We start from the raw sequence: 21,481 nt of genomic DNA on the forward strand, positions 1-21,481 counted from the left end.
GATTAACTCCAATATCAAAAGGTAAAAATCAAAAACAACTTACTTTAATTAGGCTATACAAAAACTGACAGTTTGTATAATCGTTTTGCAGCTTATAATTTATATATTTTGATAGGTATTGCCTATCAAATGATAAAAAACGATCGCTAAATCATATCAAATGACAGCACTTTACTTACGCGTTTAGGATTATTGTTAGCATTTAATTTCTAATTAAATAAAAAATCCAGCTTAAAAAGCTTAAAAAATAAAATACAAAGAAATAAAACACTAGTATTTGTTGATTATTTGGTTTTTTACAATAAACCCTTATTTATCAATATTATAAAAAAATCATTTAAATGTTATTTCATAACATTTATTAATGATTAATAATGATCAACCTAACAAAAAGAATAATATTTACTCTTAAAAAAGTGACATGAGAAAATTATTTAGTGAAATTTAAACATGCCGATAAAATTAACATGATAGAAATGTATCTCGCTTATTTGAGAATCTAATCCATACTTTAACTATGGTCATGGTGATTATTTAAATTAATGACTAAGGCCATCTACGACATTCCAGACATCTATTGTGAGCAAGGCTTTTATCTCATGTTTTATAAATAGTGTTTGTTGTGTCTTATGTATCTAAAAACAGGTAATGCAGCAACTTCAGCGGACGAGTTGCTGTCTAACGTACAATTCGGTGTTATTTAGTTTTCTTGATATAAGAGTATTAACAAATTCTGCCATCAAAATTTTAGTATAACTGCATACACTAAATTCGAAGCCGTTAGGATACTTGGTGGCCTCTATCGCTAATGTATCGCGGTAATCTGTCCACCCGATTTTTGACGTATATGGCCCAGGGTAGGCCAAGTCTGACTCTTTATACCGAGGATGAGTTCTAACATAAATACATTTATCTGTAGCTAAATCATACCCATAACAATCCATAGTTCTAGGCCATTGTAATTCTGGACACTCAATCTTTCTACCGGGAAATAGTCCATGAGTACCTGGTACATTTTTCAAGGCAGCAACCCGTTCGAGGCTATGCCCTGTTGGTTCTGAATTCTGTGTTAGCTTAACGTTACATAATGTTATTTTTTCACCAGCAATCCTTGCTTTCATGGGTATATCTCTTTAGAACGGTCTATTATTCGATGGGTGAGTAGAAAATGACATGGCAAAATCGCCGATGAATATGATAAACACACCAACAATGAAAAGCTGATGGTTCAAGGCGACATTTTCCCGCCCCTGACCCAGCATTCATCATGGTTCAACTAAAAATCAATTCAACAGCAAGTCTATTTTAAATATCCGTCCCCACTTTCGCTATGAAACGTTGGCCGACAGAATTTCGCCGCTCATTATGACGTGATATTACCATAATGTTATCAGGAGGTGTAGGTGCCCGGAATTCGATACCTATTCCTATCTGGCTAATAATGTTATCCCACAGTTTTTCTGTTTCTAGATAAAAAGGCTCCCCCAGGGTTTCGTTGATAGTCTTTAAACGAAAAATGGGCGTACGTGTACCCTCATTTTGCTTGATTGCTATATTGTAACTTTTCACTGTAAATTCATCATTAAAAATCGTGTTAATAAATTTAATTAAACGTTTTCTTTCCCCATTACCGCTATTGTCTGCATAAAGAATATCAATTAAATCCTGCTTATTTTTAGCATGATTTAATTTTATGTCTTCGAGATATTTCATCCCACTCAATCTTAATTCCACCACTTTCTTAATAAGCTTAATCATTTGGTCATTATAGTTCCCAGCGTTGTTGATAACCCCCGTAATAATAGTTACCAATGCAACAAGACCAAATGCAGACTTCACGATTCCATCTGTTATTTTCCAATCTCTTTGTTCTTTATCCTCAGTGATATTAACTTTTACTGCCATCACTATACTTCCGATAAGAGTCACCAAGCCACCCAATCCCGATATATAATAAGGCATATAATTTCTAAGTGCACCAGTCATCCCAGAAGTGATCCAAGAGTGGAATTCACTATATAACTTTTTTGCATCAGAATTGTTTGATGAAGCTAAATTTTTGACATTTAAATATGCGCTGTAACAGTTGTCCGCTAGAAATATAAAATCTTCAATCTCTTGTTTACTTAAAGAATTTGCGAATGTAATAATTTTATTGTAGATATCTGGACTAAAACCGCCTCTGATCGCTTCATTATTCAGACGTCGGGACAATACCGAAGGGGGTAATATTTCATCTGCCATTGTGTCATCCTTTCATTATGACTTTATATACAGAGCTATTTTCAAAACAACCCTATAATTTATATTTTCACATAATAATTATGTACATTTACAGCATAGGCATTACCCGAACGGGGGAGGATAAAAGTCAAAACTTAAAACACACAATATTGTTACAAAAAATTAACCTGTACGCGTGATGAAAATCATTGAGTCAATGAAAGGGAAAAATAGGGAATCGGATACTGGCATCAACAAAGATATATAGCCCTATTGATTACATACCTATTGACAATGCCAGTCTCTCGTTTTTAGTCTTCTATCTACTCCAGAAAAATTATTTACTAATTTTGATATCCGTGTTTTCGCCAAATAAAACATTTGGCGAATGTTAAATAAATAGATAATTAATAGCCAAGACTTCTAATATCAATGGCTGTATTCCACAGTGAAAAAATCAACTCCATGTAAAGTTGGTGCTAATACATGTTGAATACTGCTGTAATTATTAATTAATAATCGGCATTGGAATCTATTTTGGGTTTGTCTTATTTCTATATCTACTCCCGCTAGATCTGAGTTTTTTTGTCATCCCATACACCATAAAACCGTTGGGCATTACTCGCGGTATACCATACCGTATGCCGAATGTTACGATGCCCTAAATAATCTTGTATCAATCGAGTGTCAACACCTCGATCTGCCAAAGCAAAACCACATGCATGACGGAGCATATGCGGGTGTGCTTGTACTCCTATTCCAGCGATAGTCCCCAATTGCGCGATAAGTTGATAAATTCGCTGACGAGATAGTGGGTTTCCCTGGCGGGATAGAAAGAGCCATTCAGTATTTGCATTGAGAAAATCACCTCTCATACCAAGCCATACCGTCAAAGCTTTCACTTCCTCATCTAACAAAGGATGAATAGTGGAAAACCCTTTTTTAAGCCGATAAATACAGATACGTTTCCCTGTCAAATCGATATCGGATAGTCTTAATTGTCTTAGTTCGCTAGCCCTAAATCCATGTAAAAAACACAGTGTGATAAGACAATAATCTCGCTCTGGATGTGAGCCAGCTTTGGCTGCCTGCAATAATGCTGCTACTTCATCCTGAGTTAAATGTTTACGTTTGCTCGTTGCCATACTTTCCTCGGGGAATGTTATTGCGTAACTTTAACTATCGATATCACACGCAATTGCGTGCCTCCTGTTTACCAATAATAGGACACAACATGGATACAAATAAAAACAAAGTGCTGTAACCGAGTGTGTGCTATAGAAGGAATGCAAGATACGACAGCTTTTGGCTGGCTATAAATTATAGCGATCCAAACGTTCGCATAAGAAACGCCTGAAAACCATACCGATTAACGTACCTTGTCCCAAACATCACACAACATAAAAATAATACACTTTGTACCAGAAAAATATAATTTATGTATTAGACTGAATAATAAAAACCATCAAAAAATAAACGACAATATTGCATCAATGAGATGCCCGCTAACACCATTGTGGAACATGCGACTAACCTTATAAGAGTACATAACAAAGATAATACGCCTTAGACTAGGGTCTTCCTTAACCCATCATGCAGTCATCCATTTATTCCTCCTTTAATTCATTCGAGGACTATCAGCCAGCAAAGTTCGGTATAATATCCCCCCGAGCAATCCCCCTATCAGAGGAGCCAGCCAAAATAACCATAGTTGTTGCAGTGCCCAACCCCCCTGATATATTGCCACCCCCGTACTACGGGCAGGATTGACGGATGTATTAGTGACAGGAATAGTGATCAAGTGAATCAGTGTCAGCGCCAAGCCAATAGCGAGGGGAGCGAAACCAACAAATGCCCGGCCATCCGTTGCGCCAAGGATTATGAGCAAGAATAACGTCGTCATTAATATTTCCGTAAAGAATGCAGCTTGTAAGTTGTATCCGCCTGGAGAATGTTCCCCATAGCCATTAGACGCAAAACCACTGCTAATAATATCAAGCCCACCACTCTTACCGGTAACAATAAGGTACAGTGCGCCTCCGGCCAAAATCGCCCCGAGAACTTGCACCAGTATATAAGGTAAAATATCGCGAAAAGGAAAACGTCCAGCAGCCCATGCACCTAACGTTACCGCTGGATTGAAATGACCGCCGGAAATAGTCCCTACAGCATAAACCATTGTAATAACAGTAAGGCCGAATGCCAATGACACGCCCAGAAAACCAATACCCAGACCTGGGAAGCTTGCCGATAGAACTGCACTTCCACATCCCCCCAACACTAACCAGAACGAGCCAATTAATTCAGCTAAAAGTCGCTTAGTCATATTCACTCCTTTCAAACTATTAACAGTCTGATCATATGTCAGCCGGCTTTAACTATAAAACACAGGACAGTAATGAGAAGACCTCCCGTTCGGCTTATTCGTAATTACTTTCTTTATTTTTAACAATGACAGTTAAATTCACCATTAATGATATATGTCAAGCAAAGTTATTGATTTTAAACATAATATATTTTAATTTAAAAATAACACTTCATTTCTCCGTTGTACTAATGATGATCGATCGGGTATTTTTTAACTGTCTCAGTCAGGCAAACCCAATCGCCAGAGATTCTGGTTACGCCATCAAAACCCTATTGCTAGAAGTTTGGTGCTTAATTGTCTGTAAAGTGTATAGATATTGAAGTGTTTCTCTTAAAGATATAGTCATTTTTGGCAGTTCAGAACTTACTTTCCCCCTACTTCTCTTAGCAATACGGGACTTTACTCCAAGCCAATGTAGATCAACATCGTTACGACTTTAAATACTGGTAGGGTACTCATGTTGATATTCATGCATATTTGATGGTTTATACGCTTTCAATTACACGCATAAAGACCGGGGTAAATTAATAGCCTCGCTTGTCTCAATAATATATATCATTCCTCCGGATAAAAACTATTTCAGTATAATAGTGGTGGGCTTAATTTCATCCCAAAAAAAATACAAGTCATACTTAGCAAATTATTTGTGCCAGTGTCAAAGCGGGTTCTTCGGAATTTAGGGGAAAGTAACCTCATATTGTTAATGTGATTGAACCTTATCAACTGAGTCCTTTTTTTCATTATCTCAATCTGACAAATAATCCTACATTATCTCTCTGAGAGAGCAGAGCTTGGCTAACCTGTGTTAGCAATGATACCTGTTTCTGTCACATTGCTGACCTTGGGTCGTTCTTCAGTAAGTCCTATATTGCTTTTTAAAAATAATAAAGGTACCCCCATGATGAAATCACAATCGACGTCTTATCAATCATTCGTAGCTCCTCCCCTCACTTTATTGATTTCTCTGATGTTTAGCTCACTGTTTCCTGTGGTCGCCACCGCAGCCGATCCCGCCCCAGTCATTAGTAAACTGACGATATCCGGTGAATTAAATGTCGGCGATACTCTTAACGGTAGTTACCGTTTTAGCGCCAACACCGGTAATACAGTAGATAAATCCACTTTTAGCTGGGGCTATAAAGGCGAAACCGCACAACAGGTTGCCAACGGAGCCATGATCGGCAGTACCGGTTACGTGACACCCCGCTTGCTGGTGTCAGCCGATATCGGGCGTGTAATGGAGCTATCGGTACAGGCGAAAAATGGCGTTGGTATGGTTGGCAACACATTAACGCTGGCCAGTGACAGCGATGACCGACTCAATATCACCGATGAGGGGGACGGCGAAGGTCGGGTGGCCGATCCATTCTCGCCAATGGTCAGTAACCTCACACTCTCTGGAGTATTAGATGTTAATCAGGTCTTACAAGCCAGTTACAATTTCTCAGCGGGTCAGGGTGGCTCGGGGGACAAATCCACCTTTGCTTGGGGTGAAAAAGGCAGTACTGCGGCTCTGGCTCCTCAGGGGCAAACAGTAACCACTTCTGGTAAGCCCACGGGTTACACCATAGCCAAGGCCGATGCCGGAAAAATACTGGAAATATCGGTACGGGCGAAGAATAGTCAGAATAGAACCGGAAATATACAAACACTGGCCACTGATGCTACCACAGAGGAAGGTAACAAGACGACCGGCGGCAATGGGCAAGGCGGTGTGACTGACCCGGATGGCGGCCCCTTGATCACTAAGTTGGCGCTGGCAGGCACACTGGAAGTCGGGCAATCGCTGACCGCCAGTTACACCTTTACGAACACCGGCAGCACGGCCACTGACAGCTCCAATTATGCATGGGGTGCCAAAGGCAGTACCGCTGCTACTGTAACTACTGGTCAGCGGGTGGTCACTTCCGGGCAGGTACCCGCGCGTACTCTGGTCGCCGCGGATGTAGGGACGATAATGGAAGTGTCAGTGCAAGCACGGGACGGGTTGGATAAAACCGGCAACACTTTGACACTGGCGAGCGATGCTACAGCGGCGGCGGGAAATAATGCCACAGGCGGTAAAAATGGTGCCGTCATTAACGGAAGTGGGGGTGGAACTGTTGCCACACTGGTGCCGAGTGTCAGTAGAACTACAGCTAAGGTAGGAGAGACTATTACGCTGACGGTCACAGCCAAAGATGCGAGCGGGAATACAGCGGCTGGTGCATCAATAAGCCTGACCAGTGTCTCAGCAACTAACCGCAAAGGTGCGGCACAGACTCCCACATTGCTCATTAACGGGCAAAGCAGTTTCACCGGCACCACGAATCCACTGACAGTTACCCTGACCGACCCTAATGGCAAGGGAGTCGCAACCAAACTCAACATCGTCAGTGATAGAGCAACCAATTCGCAAAACGTCACCTTTACCGTTCCAACCAGCCCTGATACCTCAGGAGCTAATTTCTGGGGGCACATGCAAGACACCGCGAGCTACAATCGTGCTACTTTCTACCGCCCACAACTTTACTCTGAAAACAGTTCATACGGTTCAATCACTGTCAACAATGAGCAGTGGTCGGCAATCAGCAGCACTACCCAAGGTAATCAGAGCTGCAATGCCCGGCGCCTTGGTACTATATTAGGATTTATGGTTTTGCCTCAGGATGTATATCTTACGGGTTATGTAACATTACAGGACTTTGCAGGAACCAGCGCCCTGCGAACATCTGGATTCCCAACCGACAAAGCCTATCTGGGTTGGTCTGGTAATAAAGTTGACTTATCGAGTGGCAGTGCGTCTGCTGGTTCGGGCACGACTATTTACCTTTGCCAGAATGATGCTTATATCAGAGGAGGATAGCTAAAAAATAGCAACCAACTCAGGCCAATAGCAAATGGGGCATTCGAAAAGAACTGCCCCATTTTTTCGTCTTAGCCCCGCATAAAATCTTTGCCAATACTCTTTCAATATCCATACCAAACCCACTTGCGCCACCCACCTGCCGTAGCCTCTTAACATTGAGGATTTTATTTGCATTTTCAATAACGGCAAACATCTTAGCCGAACTGGCGGTTATAAATAGGTGAATAGGGGGAATAAATGGAGGGCAACGGATAACAAGTTAGTTCAACTTAATTACTTTAGTGATTTATTACATAAATATAATTTTTATATTAACTAATATGAAACAAATCGAACAAAAAAGCTAATAAGTTGATTTTTATTAAGTTTTTAATATCAAAACAAAATAAATACGAGTCACTTGGGGTCAAATTGACTACTTAACTATGACATAACTCAATTATTGTGCAAGTAACATATGTATTTTTTTATTCTTTCACTGAAAATTATTTCAACAATTTGATTTATATTAACATTATCTTCAGCGCTCACTTATTGAGCGCCCATTGCCGTGACTAAGTCTCATACATTCCCACTATGTATATCCACCACTCCCTTGCTCATCGTAAGAATATAAAACCATATTTTATAACAAAACAAGAATAAAACACCATTTAAATTAATAAATTAAAAATTAAAAACCAATAAATCGTCAAGTAGTCAATTTGACCCCAAAAGACCATGCGCCTTTCTCATAACGACATCCGCGCCTGAGTTATTTGGCTTCCATCGCAACATCTAACCGGCGGCAACAGAGAGAAGAAAGGAGTGTCCAGTGAATAAGCAGAACAGTAATCAAATAAAAGGTCGTCAAAGCAATCACGGTGATTTCTACCTGCCGGTCTGCCTTTCCCACCTCGGTAAACCGCCGCTATATATGGCGGTGGCCTATTGGGGATTGCTCAAAAAGACCCCTTTTACGCGCGACGATCTAAGTACAGCCTTTCACATTACGGTGCGACGAGCTGCTGATGTGATGACCTACATCTATAGTGAACGCCAAAATTGCATTACCAGTAGAAAATCACTGGTTAGCACTGGGAGCGGTCATTCTTGTCTCTACTTACAAATACTGGCAGTCATTGAACCTGCACCACTCCGTCAGGCATATCAGCCCCCTGAGCGCCGGAGAATCAGCGCCTATAACAAGGAGGGGCAGCAAGAGCTATGGCACTGGCTTCTGACGCGTCCTGTTAAAGGTGATACTGAATGATCCCATCGGCTACCACTATTAACGTCACAGTACATAATACTTGCCCGTTCACACTTGAGGTTCGCGCTAGTGGTAAGTTGTGTCGTCAACTCCCTCAGGGCGATAGCTTTTCGCTACAGATGCCGCAAGACCATATTTTTTGCTTACGCATAAATGGATTAGGAAAAAAATTAACCAACCACTGGCCAGTCACACTTCAACAAATACGTGATACCTGGCGATGTAAACTCACAACAGATCAAGCTGAGCCATCCTCTATAGCCGACAGTCTATTGCAATTATCACCGGAGGAGTGCGACAGACTCATCGGTGCGCTGGATAACGTCTGGCAAGATAGCGATATAGGCACCCGCTTCATCTTCGGTGCCGAGCTATGGGATATAACAGCAACAGACCGTAACTTTATTGTGCAGGCGCGACCCGATGTTTCGCACCGCTTACCGTTACCTCAGGCTGTAGACATCTGGCAACTCACCCTATTACCCGGAGTGCCCGCGCTTGGTATTGAGCCACAAGACGCTATATGGTACCCCAGGCAATCACGACAACAGGGTAAAATAGTACGCTTACATGCTGGGCAACGCGTACTCAGTGCCTTTCACCATGTTAAAGATACTGCCCTGAAACCCGGGACCAACAGTAACCAGCAATCTCCCTATTCGACTGAGGAGGCATTCAGCTTCTGGGTTATGGTTCCTGGCGGCATTGCCACTGCCAGTGGGCACCCAAGTTGGCGGCTCTGGAATACCTTTAGCCGCGGTTGGTTAGTCAGCAATGACCAACAACTCCAAATCATGCCGGACATCGGGCTTGAAGTGACTGGAGCGCACTGGGATTGTATTCGGTCAGAAAACGGTTTTATTCGACTCGTCAAAGCCGATGGTTCTGGCGCACTCACTCTACATGCAGATAGTGTCGGCCTGAGTAAAGGTGACGGTACCCTGTGGCGAGAAGAAACTTTCTATCCCTCATTCAACCTACTCTATACCGGTCAGCAATTTAACCTGATACAAGTTGCAAACGGGCGTTTTTTAATCGCAACTGATTATGGCGCGACCACCAGCCCCTACGCCACCAACAAACCTTTGCTGCCGTTACAGTGGCAGCCCATATCCAGAGATGTAGGCCAACTTAGCGTACAACACCCTATCTTAGGGACACGGTGGTTAGCCGCTGGCTCCCGTAGCTTAGTTAATAGCGCTGGGCGTGCAGTGACGTTGGAGAAAAAACCGACTTCAGGATCACTTTGGCAGTTTTGCTCAATCACAAAACAACAGGGTTTTTTATTACGCAATCGTCATGCTGGCGGACATCTGGCAGACATTGATGGGCAATTATCGGTAGTTTCTGGCATACCACAGGAAGCTTTTTGGTCCGGCATTACGCCCGAAATCATATCAGCAGGCCCTCTATGATGAACACTCCATATAGGGCATCGGTAGCTCCCCCCAAAATACATATTGGCAAAGAAAACACATGCAAACTGCATCGTATTGCAGTGATTGATAGCAATTATTTTCGTTCCAGAGGGCTATGCACTTTGTTGTCACAACTGTCTGAGCCATCAGAGGTGTTGTGCGAGGTAGCGTCAGTATCAGCTTTCCAGGCACTCTCCATTGCCTTACATATGCACATAAATATTTTAATTATTCATCCAAATAGCTTTGAAAAGCAGGATCTTAGCGGCGTTGCCTTCCTCACCCAATTTTTACGCACTTACCCACATTGCCGGGTATTTATGATGGCAGATATACCCTGTATTGCATTGTTGGCGATCTACCATGCCCTTGGCGTGACCACGATGCTATCAACCAGAGCCACTCTGGATGTATTGCAAACCAGCCTAAGGGCTGGGTTATTACAGACACACAAACCAACAACACAATTACCGAAACTCACGCCACGAGAATTAATGACGCTTCAGTATCTATTAGCAGGGATACCTGTTGACAAACTCGCTCGGAAGTTAGGGATTTCTCGTAAAACAATTTACACCCATCGCAGTAATGCGCTGCAAAAACTAGGTCTGCATCGGCCTCAGCATATGCTCGATCGTAATGCTCTGCTATTGAGAGAGTTTATTCATCAATTACTGTCGGGTGCTGACACGGCAGTTGTAAGCACTGGAACGATAAAACAATAAGAGTCACAGCCACAAATTTATATGCATTTTATGTAAAACACCCATTAAATCAGGACTATATATGAGTAATTCAACTAAACCATATCAGGTGAAAGTTATCACATGGGGTATCATCATCACCCATTTAGCCTTACCTTTAACCGCAGTGTTCACTCCGGCTAATGCAAATATGTTGCCCCACGCCAACCCACAAGGAGATGAACGCCTTGCGGCTCTTCCTACCACACCCTATGTACTGAAACCGGGTGAAACGGTGGATATGGTTGCCAAACAGCATAATTTGACTGTGGCTCAATTGAAAAAAATCAATCAGTTACGCACTTTCAGTCAGCCTTTTGCCAAGCTGCAAGCCGGAGATGAGCTAGAGGTACCACAAAGCCAGCCAATTATCGGGTTAACTCCTGATAATACCCCCCTGACCGAGACACAAACCGCTGAGCGTAATTTGGCTAAAGCGGCTGCGACAAGTGCTCAGGTAATAAACGGTGGCGATAAAGCAGCAGCCCGTCAATTACGTGGGTTAGCGGTTGGGAGTGCCAATCAGGCCGCCAATAGCTGGCTTAACAATTTCGGTACGGCCCGCCTACAGGCGAACATTGATGACAGTGGGGATCTGGACGGCAGCCAATTCGATATACTGATGCCTTTCTATGACACGCCATCACAAATGGTTTTCACGCAGTTTGGCATCCGGCGTATCGACAAACGAACCACCGCCAATTTGGGGATTGGTATCCGTCATTTTATTGATGACTGGATGGCCGGTTACAACCTATTCCTCGACCGGGATATCTCTCGTGAACATACCCGAATAGGTGCTGGGGCAGAATATGCTCGCGACTACCTGAAACTCGCAGCAAACGGCTACCTGCGTTTGAGTGATTGGCGCGATTCGCCAGATTTCAGCAGCTATAGCGAACGCCCGGCAACCGGATTTGATCTGCGGGCAGAAGCCTACTTACCCTCACTGCCACAGTTGGGAGGGAAGCTAATGTATGAACAATACTTTGGCAATGATGTTGGGTTGTTTGGCAAGGATAACCGCCAACAAAACCCGGCTGCCATCACCGCGGGCATCAACTATACCCCGATCCCACTGATCACAGTCGGCGTCGACCGCAAGCAGGGAAGCGCCGGTAACGGCGAAACGCTGTTCAACCTTGGCGTCAACTATGAGGTCGGCACCCCGTGGGCCAAACAGATAAGCCCGGATGCGGTTAATGCTCGCCGTACTCTGCAAGGTAGCCGCAACGATTTGGTAGAACGTAATAATCAAATTGTACTGGAATACCAAAAACAGGATGTTATCAATCTCTATGTATCCAACAGTGTCAGCGGACGTGCTGCTGAAACAAAACAACTTGTCGTGAGTGTGACCTCAAAATATGGTCTCAGGAACATTCAGTTTGACCAGGGCGCACTGGCCGCTGCCGGTGGGAAAATCATTCCTCAAGGCCCGAGTCAGTTTGCCTTACAACTGCCGCCTCAACCCTCGGGAGCCAATAACTGGACCATTAGTGCTATTGCCAGCGACGTCAAGGGCAACACCTCTAACCGCGCAGTGACTTTGGTGCAATTGCAAGAAACCCCAGCGGGCATCAGTAGCACAATGTCACCACCAACCAGCACCAAACCGGCTGATGGCATTAGTACCGTTCTGTTGACACTGGTATTAAAAGATGCTGACGGTAAGCCATTGGCCGGCCAGGCGAATAATATCACTGTGAAGAAAAATACCTTGGGTGGCTCAGGTACCGAACCCACACTGAGTCCTTGGAGTGAAACCAGTGCAGGAGAATACCAAATAACCGTGACTGCTGGCTCCAACCCAGGTGTATTCAAGTTAACGCCCGAGCTTCAAGGGACACAGCTAGCATCAGCGACCATCACCTATACTGATCCAACCTCCACAAAACCCTCGGTGTCTAACCTGACTCTGTCGGGCAAGTTGGAGGAAGATAGCAAGCTTTCGGCCACTTATACCTTTACCCAACCGGCTGGCGGGCCTGCCGCAACGGATGCCTCAACCTACCAATGGGGTGAAAAAGGCGCAACCGCAGCCAATGTTGCTAACGGCTCAACCGTGACAACTTCTGGGCAAGTACCGGAATACCAATTAAAATCGACTGATGTCGGTAAAGTGATGGAAATTTCGGTACAGGCGAAAAATAGCCTTGCGGTGACCGGCAATACGCTCACGGTGGATTCGGCCTCGGCAGACACCAATACCAATAAAACCACCGGCGGCGAGCAGGGTAAAGTCACCGGGTCAACGGCGGTGACAACACTTGATATATCCCCATTCACTGATAAGGTAAAAGTTGGCGAGACGATTAATTTCACCGTCACCGCACTCAACAAAAATAACTTGCCGGTTTCTGGTGCCACAATAAAGGTACAGGCAGTATCGGCCAGTTCGCGCAGCGGTCAGGCTGAAACAGCCACGCTACAGGTGAATGGTAAACCCTTGACCGACGATGTCACTGCGGCTCCTGATGGTACAGCACAGATTACTCTGACGGATCCAAACGGTAAGGGGCTGAAAACAGCGCTAACCATCAGCGCAGGTAGCGCCAGTAAAAATAGCAATGCTACTTTTACTGTAATCACCAGCCCGGATAGTACTTTAGCCAAGTACTGGGGACATATGGATGAGACAATAACGGCAGCGGGTGTGACCTTTAAACGGCCATTATTGGCAGCGGAGATAACAGGAAGCCAGGTAGAAGATATTAATAATGAGGAATGGGCAGTTGTTAAATTCGATACTGCAACTGGTATGTGTACTCTACCTACAAGGGATCAATTACTTAGCTTAGCTGACACAGATATGACCAATAAACATGGATGGCCAACTGAGCCTATTGAGCTTATTTATTATTGGTCAAGTACCATCTTTGATAATAACAAAACTTATGGCATCGAGCTAAGTAGTGCGAAAGTCGGCATACTATTCAACAGTGGACATCAATTCGTAAGTTGCCTCTGATTTTTCCACACTGAATCAAGGCTGCCAAGAAAGGCAGCCTTGATTTACTCTATTTAAATTTGTCAGGAAGGATACATAATCCAGAGCTAGGAGAAGTCACATCACAATTTGTGAGTAGCGCAGCTGAGCCAAAAGGTATCCCTCCAGCGATAACCTCATAACTTACATGTGCCACCCCCTCACAAAGATTGTAAATATAGCGTGGTGGTACAAGAAACTCAAATTCAGGATTATCTATATTATTTTGGGTTATTGTAAGTGGATCAGAGTCATAGGAGGCTTCCGGTTTCGCCGGCCCATTCGGATCTCCGTATCCCTCTGTTCCCCGGAATTTCAACTGAATAATTTGGCCGATAGCAATATTTTCATACCTGTTCACAGAAAAGATACAACCTTTAAAAGTAGACACTGAACTGACATTTATTGCGTTCCTATCATTCTTATTCGCCCAATGTGGCGCATGCAATCCATCTTTACCACCTGGATTACTATTATTAGAAGTTATAAATACATCAGTTTTTGGTGAGAAAGACGCTGTAGTATTTCCATCAACCAATGGACGTCTAATAGTATATTGTGCGGTCATATCACCTTCACCGGCATCCTTGATATTTTGAACCGTCAATACCTCTATTACATCAGCAGCAGGTACAGCAGCTAAAGCAGGGTAAGTAATAGTTGTCTTTCCAAGCATCACGGAGATAACATCCCCAACCACAAGATAGGTACTGTCTGCAACTGTCTTGAAAGGTATTTTTATTTCTGCATTTTTTAGAACTGCGGGGCCAGTTATTTTATTAAGCTCACCATCTCCGCTGGTGATAATTAATGTTTTCAAATTCCCGTTTTCTTTTGCAGGTTGGTCAGGATTAGGGCCACCAGGAATCGTTAAATTAACCGGTACAGTTAACGCCGATGAGGTTTCATTGAGAAGCGAACTATCTCCACTACTTACTATGTAATAAATAACAACAGATTTTAGATCAAATGGCTTAATTTGACTATAAAATGCCTCAGCTGAGTAAATTGGGTCTTTAGTCAGATCCACTAGTCCAGGGGAAGTACTTATTAATTTTCCATCACTAGCTAAGTCATCGGCCGGTTTAAAAAAGACATTAATGACATCACCTAGTGCAGGATTAGCATAGATAGGTATATCTATATGCAGAGGGTGTATAAACTCATCCGTAATAAGATTCTTCTTGATTTCAGGTAACACCGGAAGCTGTAAACCAGTTGGACGTTCCCCAAAGACCAATTGAAGTATAGTCGGTTCAGACATAGCACTAACGAAGCCTGCCGGATTGGTTATGGTATAAGCAAAATAACGAGGACCATTCACGCCATTTTCGAAGGAACTGCTATCAAATGTAAGAGCTTTATTCTGACCGCTCTCATTAGCTCCAATTGTTACGAGAACGGGTTGAGCACTAAGAGTAGCAATCGAGTCACCTACAAATAGTTTTATGGTATCACCATCACGCTGCTTAAAATAAGATACTAATGTAGCAGGTAGTGTTTTTTTATTGGGGTCCTGTGGATCCACGACAAGATTTGATTCGGTTATTCCATCATCATGGTATTTTACAGCAAATTTCAATGGGGGAAGTTCAGCACCTCCCGATGGACTCTTCAATAAATTGAAGGATACCGGTATACCTTGCTCATTATTTCCGTCAACGGGCATCAAAAAAAGAATAATAAAGTGCCGTTCCTCAGTGAGGAGTGTTTTATCTAAGACCAAAGAAAATCCGTTTGCTATTTCATCGGCAGTCCATACAGGCAACACATTGCCTTTCGCTAAAAGATAAGTCGCTGGATTTTCAGGCTTTGGTCCGTCACTATCGTCTAATGTCACATAAACCCGAGGATAGTTCCTGGCGGTTGGTAACTTATCCCCGTGTGTTTTTAAAGCCGCCCACGAATCGACATTCACGATAACACCATTAGCTATAGCATCTCTGGATACATATCCATTTGGTAAGATGCCGTCTATCGTATATGTAAGGTCTGTAGCTGGATCAAAAGCATCAATAAGCGGATGTATAATGTCATTACCTGCAGTAACTTTAGATTTTTTCTTCATGATTTATAGCTCCAACAAAGAATATATTTATTATATAGCTACAGCTGGCCACATAATGTGTAACTGAGGTTAGATTACTTCAATCTCAATAACAGTTATCCTATTAAAATAACTGCCCGTCTAATGAATTAGTATCATCAGATGATAACCTTTGGTCATAGCAATAAATTTGATAATGAGTATTTTTATTAGATAAATAATTAGCAGACAGATGCGACTTGACTTCCCAAGAAAATATCAATCACACTGCGAGTAATTTCATTGGTAAAATTAGGTTCCCAAACCAATCCTATATCTATGCTCATATCGGTTTCTTTTATATCCATAAGCTCAAGATATTTATGACTTACATCTGAAATAACACTTTTCGGCACGAATGAAAAGGCATCTTTCCTGATAACCAACTCAAGTACGGTCATGATATTATTGGTTGTCACTACCGGTTTCATTGTCAATCTATCATATACTGCATATATGTTTATATTGCCATTAATGGCGTAACTCTCTAACTCTTGCGTCTCCCGCCACCCCAACTTATTAATCCCCCCCAGAGAAAGACCCGTTGTTCTATCTATATTTTTTCTCTCGACAATCACTAACGAATCACTGAATAGTCGGCGGGAAGATAATTCTTTGGGGATGGGGTAAGGCATAATGGCTAAATTTAATAAACCTTGAGTCAGTTGGTAAGCTAATTCATTAGGTAACATGCCATTCAATAACACTAAAGGAACATCAGGGAAAAGATCGGTGAATTGTTTAAATACATAGTTATGATGCGAATCAAAAGAAAAAGCTCCAATCTTAAATTCATTATATTTAACGACTGATAGCTCAGCAGTATTTCTTCTGAATTTATTCACATGATTCATCAATATTTTTGCTTCAGCGTAAACACTCTGACCAATAGAGGTTAAATGTGTACCATCAGGCCCCCGGTAAAAAAGAATACAATTGAGCCTCTCCTCTAACGAGTTTATTTGTTTAGTCAACGCCGGTTGAGTAACACAAAGCTTATCTGCTGCCTTATGATAATTCAACGTTTCCGCCAGCACGATAAAGGCATTCAATTTTCGAATGTCCATTGTATCCCTCTTTACTAGCAAGGTAGATAAATAGACTAAAGAAATATTAGTCCGGTATATAGGATAAAATATAGTTACGTTCACACTCTAAAATTCACCAGTAGTATTTTAGTGCATTTTATCTTAGTGAAAGTCACCATAACAACCATAGGACAATTCTTACATAAATGTAAACAAAGACCGCCTAAATAGACGATCTTCTAGTATTTATCATAGGTTTTTTTATCATTGAAGTCCTAAAGCGGGATTTAAATCACACTTTAAATCATATGATTAATGAATAAATAACAACAAATGTAACATAAATTTTCCTGCAAAAATGAAGGATTGGCAAGGCAGTGTTGTAGGAAAGAGCTTATCGAAAGTGGAAGTTTGGAAAAATTAACCTGTGATATCAATATGAAACAGGAGAGTCATCAATACAACTGACTCTCCTGAATTATTTTAGCAAATAATGTATCAAGCCTTGTTAAAGTGGTGTCATCTCATAGGATAGTTGTCCAGAGATATATGGTTGTACTGTACTGCTATCCCCCCCACCGGTTGGATCACCCCAAGTGACAACACGGTTATCCTTGGTTAATGCCAGAAATGCTGTCGAGGTTGCATATAACGCCTGTACATTGGTTAATGATGATTGAAGCATCGATGTATCTCCACCATAAGCACTATTCCCCCATGCAACAACCTCACCATTCGCCCGTAGTACCGCAGCCGCAGATCCAGTGGTGCATATTTGGACGACATCATCCAGCCTAGCGACTTCTGTCACGATGCCGTTTATAATTGATGTATCATTCCCCCAACACACTACCGTGCCGTTATTTCGTAGCGCAATATACGTATTGGCTGTGCTAACGACGTCGACAATATCAGTGAACCCGGCCATACTATCCGGAATACTCCCGCCATACCCCCCCCATGCAACCAGTGTCCCATCACTGCATTTGGCGACATAGGAATTATTGGTAGAAGCCATCAGCTCCACAATATCAGTTCTGACCGCAATCATCGTGGGCACCACCGGTAAACCCCAACCAACAACCGTTTTATTTGTTCTCAGCGCGACATAGCCGCCTTGCGTCGACTGAATATCAACAATATCAGTTAGCTGCTTAATATCACTGGGTAAGGCTAATCCTCCCCATGACACAATTGATCCATCGGTACACAATGCGACAAATCCCATTTCTCCGCCAAAAACTTTTTTGATATTCGTCTGAAGAGCAATATCAGCTGGCACTACCCCCCCTTTGGAAACAGCTCCGCCCCACGCAACAACCTTACCACTAGAGCGTAAAGCAGCAAAGGCGTAGCCTGCAGCCGCAATTTGCTCAATGTCATTCATTGCCGCAATCTCAGGGGGTACAATCCCATATGTATCTTCCCCCCATGAGACAGCCCGCTTATTAGACCGTAGCGCCACAAAAGCAGTTTGGCTGGCAGCAATGTAAACGATATCATCAAGCGTCAAGAACGTTGCGGGTACATCGCCACCCAAGATGGAACTTCCCCAAGCAGTAATATGACCATTGTTGCTCCGTACCGCAAAAGCCGGGTCGACCATAACCCCATTGCCCGCCACATTGCAGGCGGAGAGTGTGACGCTATCATCCGCCGTTCTTACCCGTAACACTCGTTCTGGTGAAACATCGCGAAAACGGCGCCCTGATACCCAGGCAGTATCCCCGGCGTATTGCCATTCGGCACCATCAAGAGGTTTATTAGTATCAGAGGACAACGCGGTAATATATTTGGAGTTGATATTACCAAAACCATAGGAGTTACCAGGTGTGAACCTGGCGCCCATCACCTTAAGTTTTCCTGAAACAGGGACACTAACAACGTTATAGCTGTTTTTCGGTGAGAAGAACTGCATCCCGCCATTAGCGCGCTTAATGCTATAATCCACACTAATCAGTTCACCCTTACTGGCGGCGACATATTCATAAGGTATGGTTAATGTCAGCGACAATCCAGACTCAAGATTAGTGACTGGATGTATACTCTTGTACGTGTTAGTGGGATTGCTGCCTGTCCAGCTAAGCGCAATTTCATCTGATTCTTTTAATTTGGCCCCAGCGGGTATCGTGACGGTTGCACCACTGGCCGGAACCTGTCTCAGAGTAATAGTATTTCCCACTGCTTGATCAACTGTGGGTGCAGGTAAATCTTCGGTTATGTTAAAAATTAAATTATTAGAGGAAAAAATATCCTCGGCGTTATCTTCGACCACATAATTTACTGTGACCCAACTGCCGATATTCTCTTGCACAATATTTCTCGGAATTGTCGCGAAATTATCCGCATACACACCATTCACGGCTTTGGGTACATTGATTTCCGGTGGTGTATAAGTGGTTTTCCCTACCCAGCTGCATAATATTTCATCACCGCGCGCCTTGTTGGGATAATTCCCAATACGAATATGCACCTCTCCGTTAGCATCAGCATCCATCGGGTTCAGTATTCCTGCATTAACCATTTCAACAAGAGTCGGCGCTGGCAAATTGTTATTTAGTGGCGATAACATTAATTCTAAAGGAAAAGATGATGAGATATCGTCACTCGTTTTACCTGTTACCGTATAGGTAATAACCAAACTGCCCCCTGCCATCATGATTATCTTATCTTGGGCAATGGCTATAGTGAGTACTTTGCCTACTTCAAGTGCCGTAACCGGATGAGGCAGATTGAACAGATCAAAATATTCGCCCTCAGATGTAGTGCCACTCACATATAGTGTCACTAGATCTTCGGCCACCAGATTGACATTTCTATCCAGTTGCACCAGGAAGTTATCTGTTGCCGGTATGCTGTTTAGGTCGAGTATCCTAGACTTAGCTTGTGGCGCAATAGGTGCGGCAAGTGTCGCAGAGTTACCATTGATGGTCAGATTGATTTTTTGGGATTTTTTACCATTCACTTCATAATAAACGGTGACTGTTTCCCCACCCATATTACGAATTTGTGAGAAAGGAATAATGAAAACATAGCCATACTTGTGTTCAGAACCGGCAAGAGTATGCACCATATTATCGGGCAATAATTGTGCCCCGCTCCATTTTAAAGTGACTATATCTCCTAATTTTATCCCGAGATAAACAGGGATAATTATATGAACATCTTTTTGCTTCAATTTATCAATAGTAATAACACTATCGACAGCCTCTTGAGCGTATGGAGCGGTAAAAATACTCTCTTCGATATCAATGGAAACCATGGTGGAAAGCGACCATAAAGACCAGTTATTTACAGTATCTCTTATTTCGTATCTTATTATTGCATCGCTATAATCCCCCGCCTTTTTAATGGTATCCTCAGTCACAGGAATGACGACAGAATTATTTAAATCAGACGCTTTTATCACATATTTAGAATCTTGCACTCCGGCCCAGCTTAATGTTACTTTATCGCCTACAGTCATATTCTTGTAAGCTTTAATAGTAGCGAAAATATTACCAACATTACCCTTATCCACCTCTTTCTGATTAACATCTGGGGCAAATAATGATTCATTTACATTAGGCGTCGCAGGATCAGTATCAAACCCTCCGGGCACTGTTGTTTTTACCAAAAATTCAACAGACAGTGATTTTTCAACATTACCACCTAAAGCGGTGGCAAGAGTATAAAATACCGTTGTATTCCCATCAACAATATCAAGCTGCGCAGTATCAACCAATATATCTTTGTAAGCGACCATCTTATCATCAGCACTGATTACATTGGGAGTAAAGGTAATCTCTTGAGCATTATCTTCATCCCCCGCCTTACTCCAAAATAAAGAGATTACGGACCCCTGTGTCACTGCAGGAGTAAGGATTATTCTAACCGTGAGATTATTGGTTGGATCAGAAAGAGTTGCCTTGTTTAGACCGGCAAAATTTTTCGCATCTACCATAACAGGTGCTGGCAGTGCTTCACCAGCTCTATTTTCAAAAAATGTTCTTAGCTTATTTTTCATTTTAATCTCCGACGATCTTGGCCATTGTGGTATTACAACATACATTTTAGTTTGCAAAAAAAATAATCATCAAATGATATTAAGTTATCAACTGATAATGAAAAATCACTAAATAATAATAGAAGACAGATTATCTAAATAACTCCAACACATAGCCTTAGTATAGAGTTTTCATTACTCTATATTGACTATTTCTCATAAAATAAATAAAGCCGACAGAATAGAAACCCTTTAGTTAAATAACCAATAAGGTAAGGTTATTGATTGATAACTTTATTTTATTAGACAGCTATTAATTAATGAATCTAATATAATTAAAATATCCGCACAGAAGGTATGACGAGACACCCTAGATGCAACAGATTCTTGATTGAGCCAGTAGTTATCTTATTTTATGCCTTTGTCAACATAGGTGATGGTGGTTACTGGTACAATCAGTGCCTTATCGCCATCTCGTTAAGTAATGATAAGAACAGTAAAATTGATAAATATCAATAAAGTTATTGTTTATAAAATGAAG

At 42.3% G+C, this 21,481-nt stretch carries 11 protein-coding genes; 5 read left to right on the forward strand and 6 right to left on the reverse strand.

Annotation, left to right across the window (positions count from 1 at the left end; all coding sequences use genetic code 11):
• Positions 1–1,305 precede the first annotated feature (1,305 nt).
• From FTA91_RS06080 to aqpZ, 3 genes are all read right to left on the reverse strand, one after another.
• Positions 1,306–2,244: a hypothetical protein gene (locus FTA91_RS06080; protein ID WP_145583072.1), complete on the reverse strand. Its 939-nt coding sequence runs from the start codon at positions 2,242–2,244 to the stop codon at positions 1,306–1,308.
• Positions 2,245–2,792: 548 nt separating this feature from the next.
• Positions 2,793–3,368 (reverse strand): tyrosine-type DNA invertase, encoded by a 576-nt coding sequence (locus tag FTA91_RS06085; RefSeq protein WP_050112438.1) that lies wholly within the window; start codon positions 3,366–3,368, stop codon positions 2,793–2,795.
• A gap of 473 nt (positions 3,369–3,841) precedes the next feature.
• Positions 3,842–4,549 (reverse strand): aquaporin Z, encoded by a 708-nt coding sequence (aqpZ, locus tag FTA91_RS06090; protein WP_050112437.1) that lies wholly within the window; start codon positions 4,547–4,549, stop codon positions 3,842–3,844.
• 940 nt (positions 4,550–5,489) lie between these two features.
• Here aqpZ and FTA91_RS06095 point away from each other — a divergent pair.
• The 5 genes from FTA91_RS06095 (at position 5,490) to FTA91_RS06115 (ending at position 13,823) form a co-directional block, all read left to right on the forward strand.
• Positions 5,490–7,436 (forward strand): adhesion domain-containing protein, encoded by a 1,947-nt coding sequence (locus FTA91_RS06095; RefSeq protein WP_174635233.1) that lies wholly within the window; start codon positions 5,490–5,492, stop codon positions 7,434–7,436.
• An 817-nt stretch (positions 7,437–8,253) separates the two neighbouring features.
• On the forward strand, positions 8,254–8,691 hold the full coding sequence (locus tag FTA91_RS06100; protein WP_145535218.1) for a CaiF/GrlA family transcriptional regulator: 438 nt from the start codon (positions 8,254–8,256) through the stop codon (positions 8,689–8,691).
• The gene (locus FTA91_RS06105; protein WP_145583076.1) at positions 8,688–10,106 is read left to right on the forward strand and encodes a hypothetical protein; all 1,419 of its coding nucleotides are present in this window, start codon (positions 8,688–8,690) and stop codon (positions 10,104–10,106) included. Before FTA91_RS06100 ends, FTA91_RS06105 begins: the two co-directional genes overlap by 4 nt.
• Positions 10,103–10,834 carry a LuxR C-terminal-related transcriptional regulator gene (locus FTA91_RS06110; protein ID WP_145535224.1) on the forward strand — a complete coding sequence of 244 codons (732 nt, stop codon included), beginning with the start codon at positions 10,103–10,105 and terminating at the stop codon, positions 10,832–10,834. The genes FTA91_RS06105 and FTA91_RS06110 overlap by 4 nt, the downstream gene beginning before the upstream one ends.
• A 61-nt stretch (positions 10,835–10,895) precedes the next feature.
• On the forward strand, positions 10,896–13,823 hold the full coding sequence (locus tag FTA91_RS06115) for an inverse autotransporter beta domain-containing protein (RefSeq protein WP_145583078.1): 2,928 nt from the start codon (positions 10,896–10,898) through the stop codon (positions 13,821–13,823).
• Between the two features lie 49 nt (positions 13,824–13,872).
• Here FTA91_RS06115 and FTA91_RS06120 read toward each other — a convergent pair whose 3' ends face one another.
• The 3 genes from FTA91_RS06120 to FTA91_RS06130 form a co-directional block, all read right to left on the reverse strand.
• Entirely contained in the window at positions 13,873–15,909 is a 2,037-nt protein-coding gene (locus FTA91_RS06120) for a hypothetical protein (RefSeq protein ID WP_145535230.1), read from the reverse strand.
• 200 nt (positions 15,910–16,109) lie between these two features.
• Complete coding sequence (locus FTA91_RS06125) at positions 16,110–16,994, reverse strand: LysR family transcriptional regulator (protein ID WP_050112430.1); 885 nt, start codon at positions 16,992–16,994, stop codon at positions 16,110–16,112.
• A gap of 469 nt (positions 16,995–17,463) precedes the next feature.
• Positions 17,464–20,961 carry an RCC1 domain-containing protein gene (locus tag FTA91_RS06130; RefSeq protein WP_145534648.1) on the reverse strand — a complete coding sequence of 1,166 codons (3,498 nt, stop codon included), beginning with the start codon at positions 20,959–20,961 and terminating at the stop codon, positions 17,464–17,466.
• Between the last annotated feature and the right edge of the window lie 520 nt (positions 20,962–21,481).

The organism is Yersinia thracica, from assembly GCF_902170565.1.
In the GTDB taxonomy this organism is placed as follows: Bacteria; Pseudomonadota; Gammaproteobacteria; order Enterobacterales; family Enterobacteriaceae; genus Yersinia; species Yersinia thracica.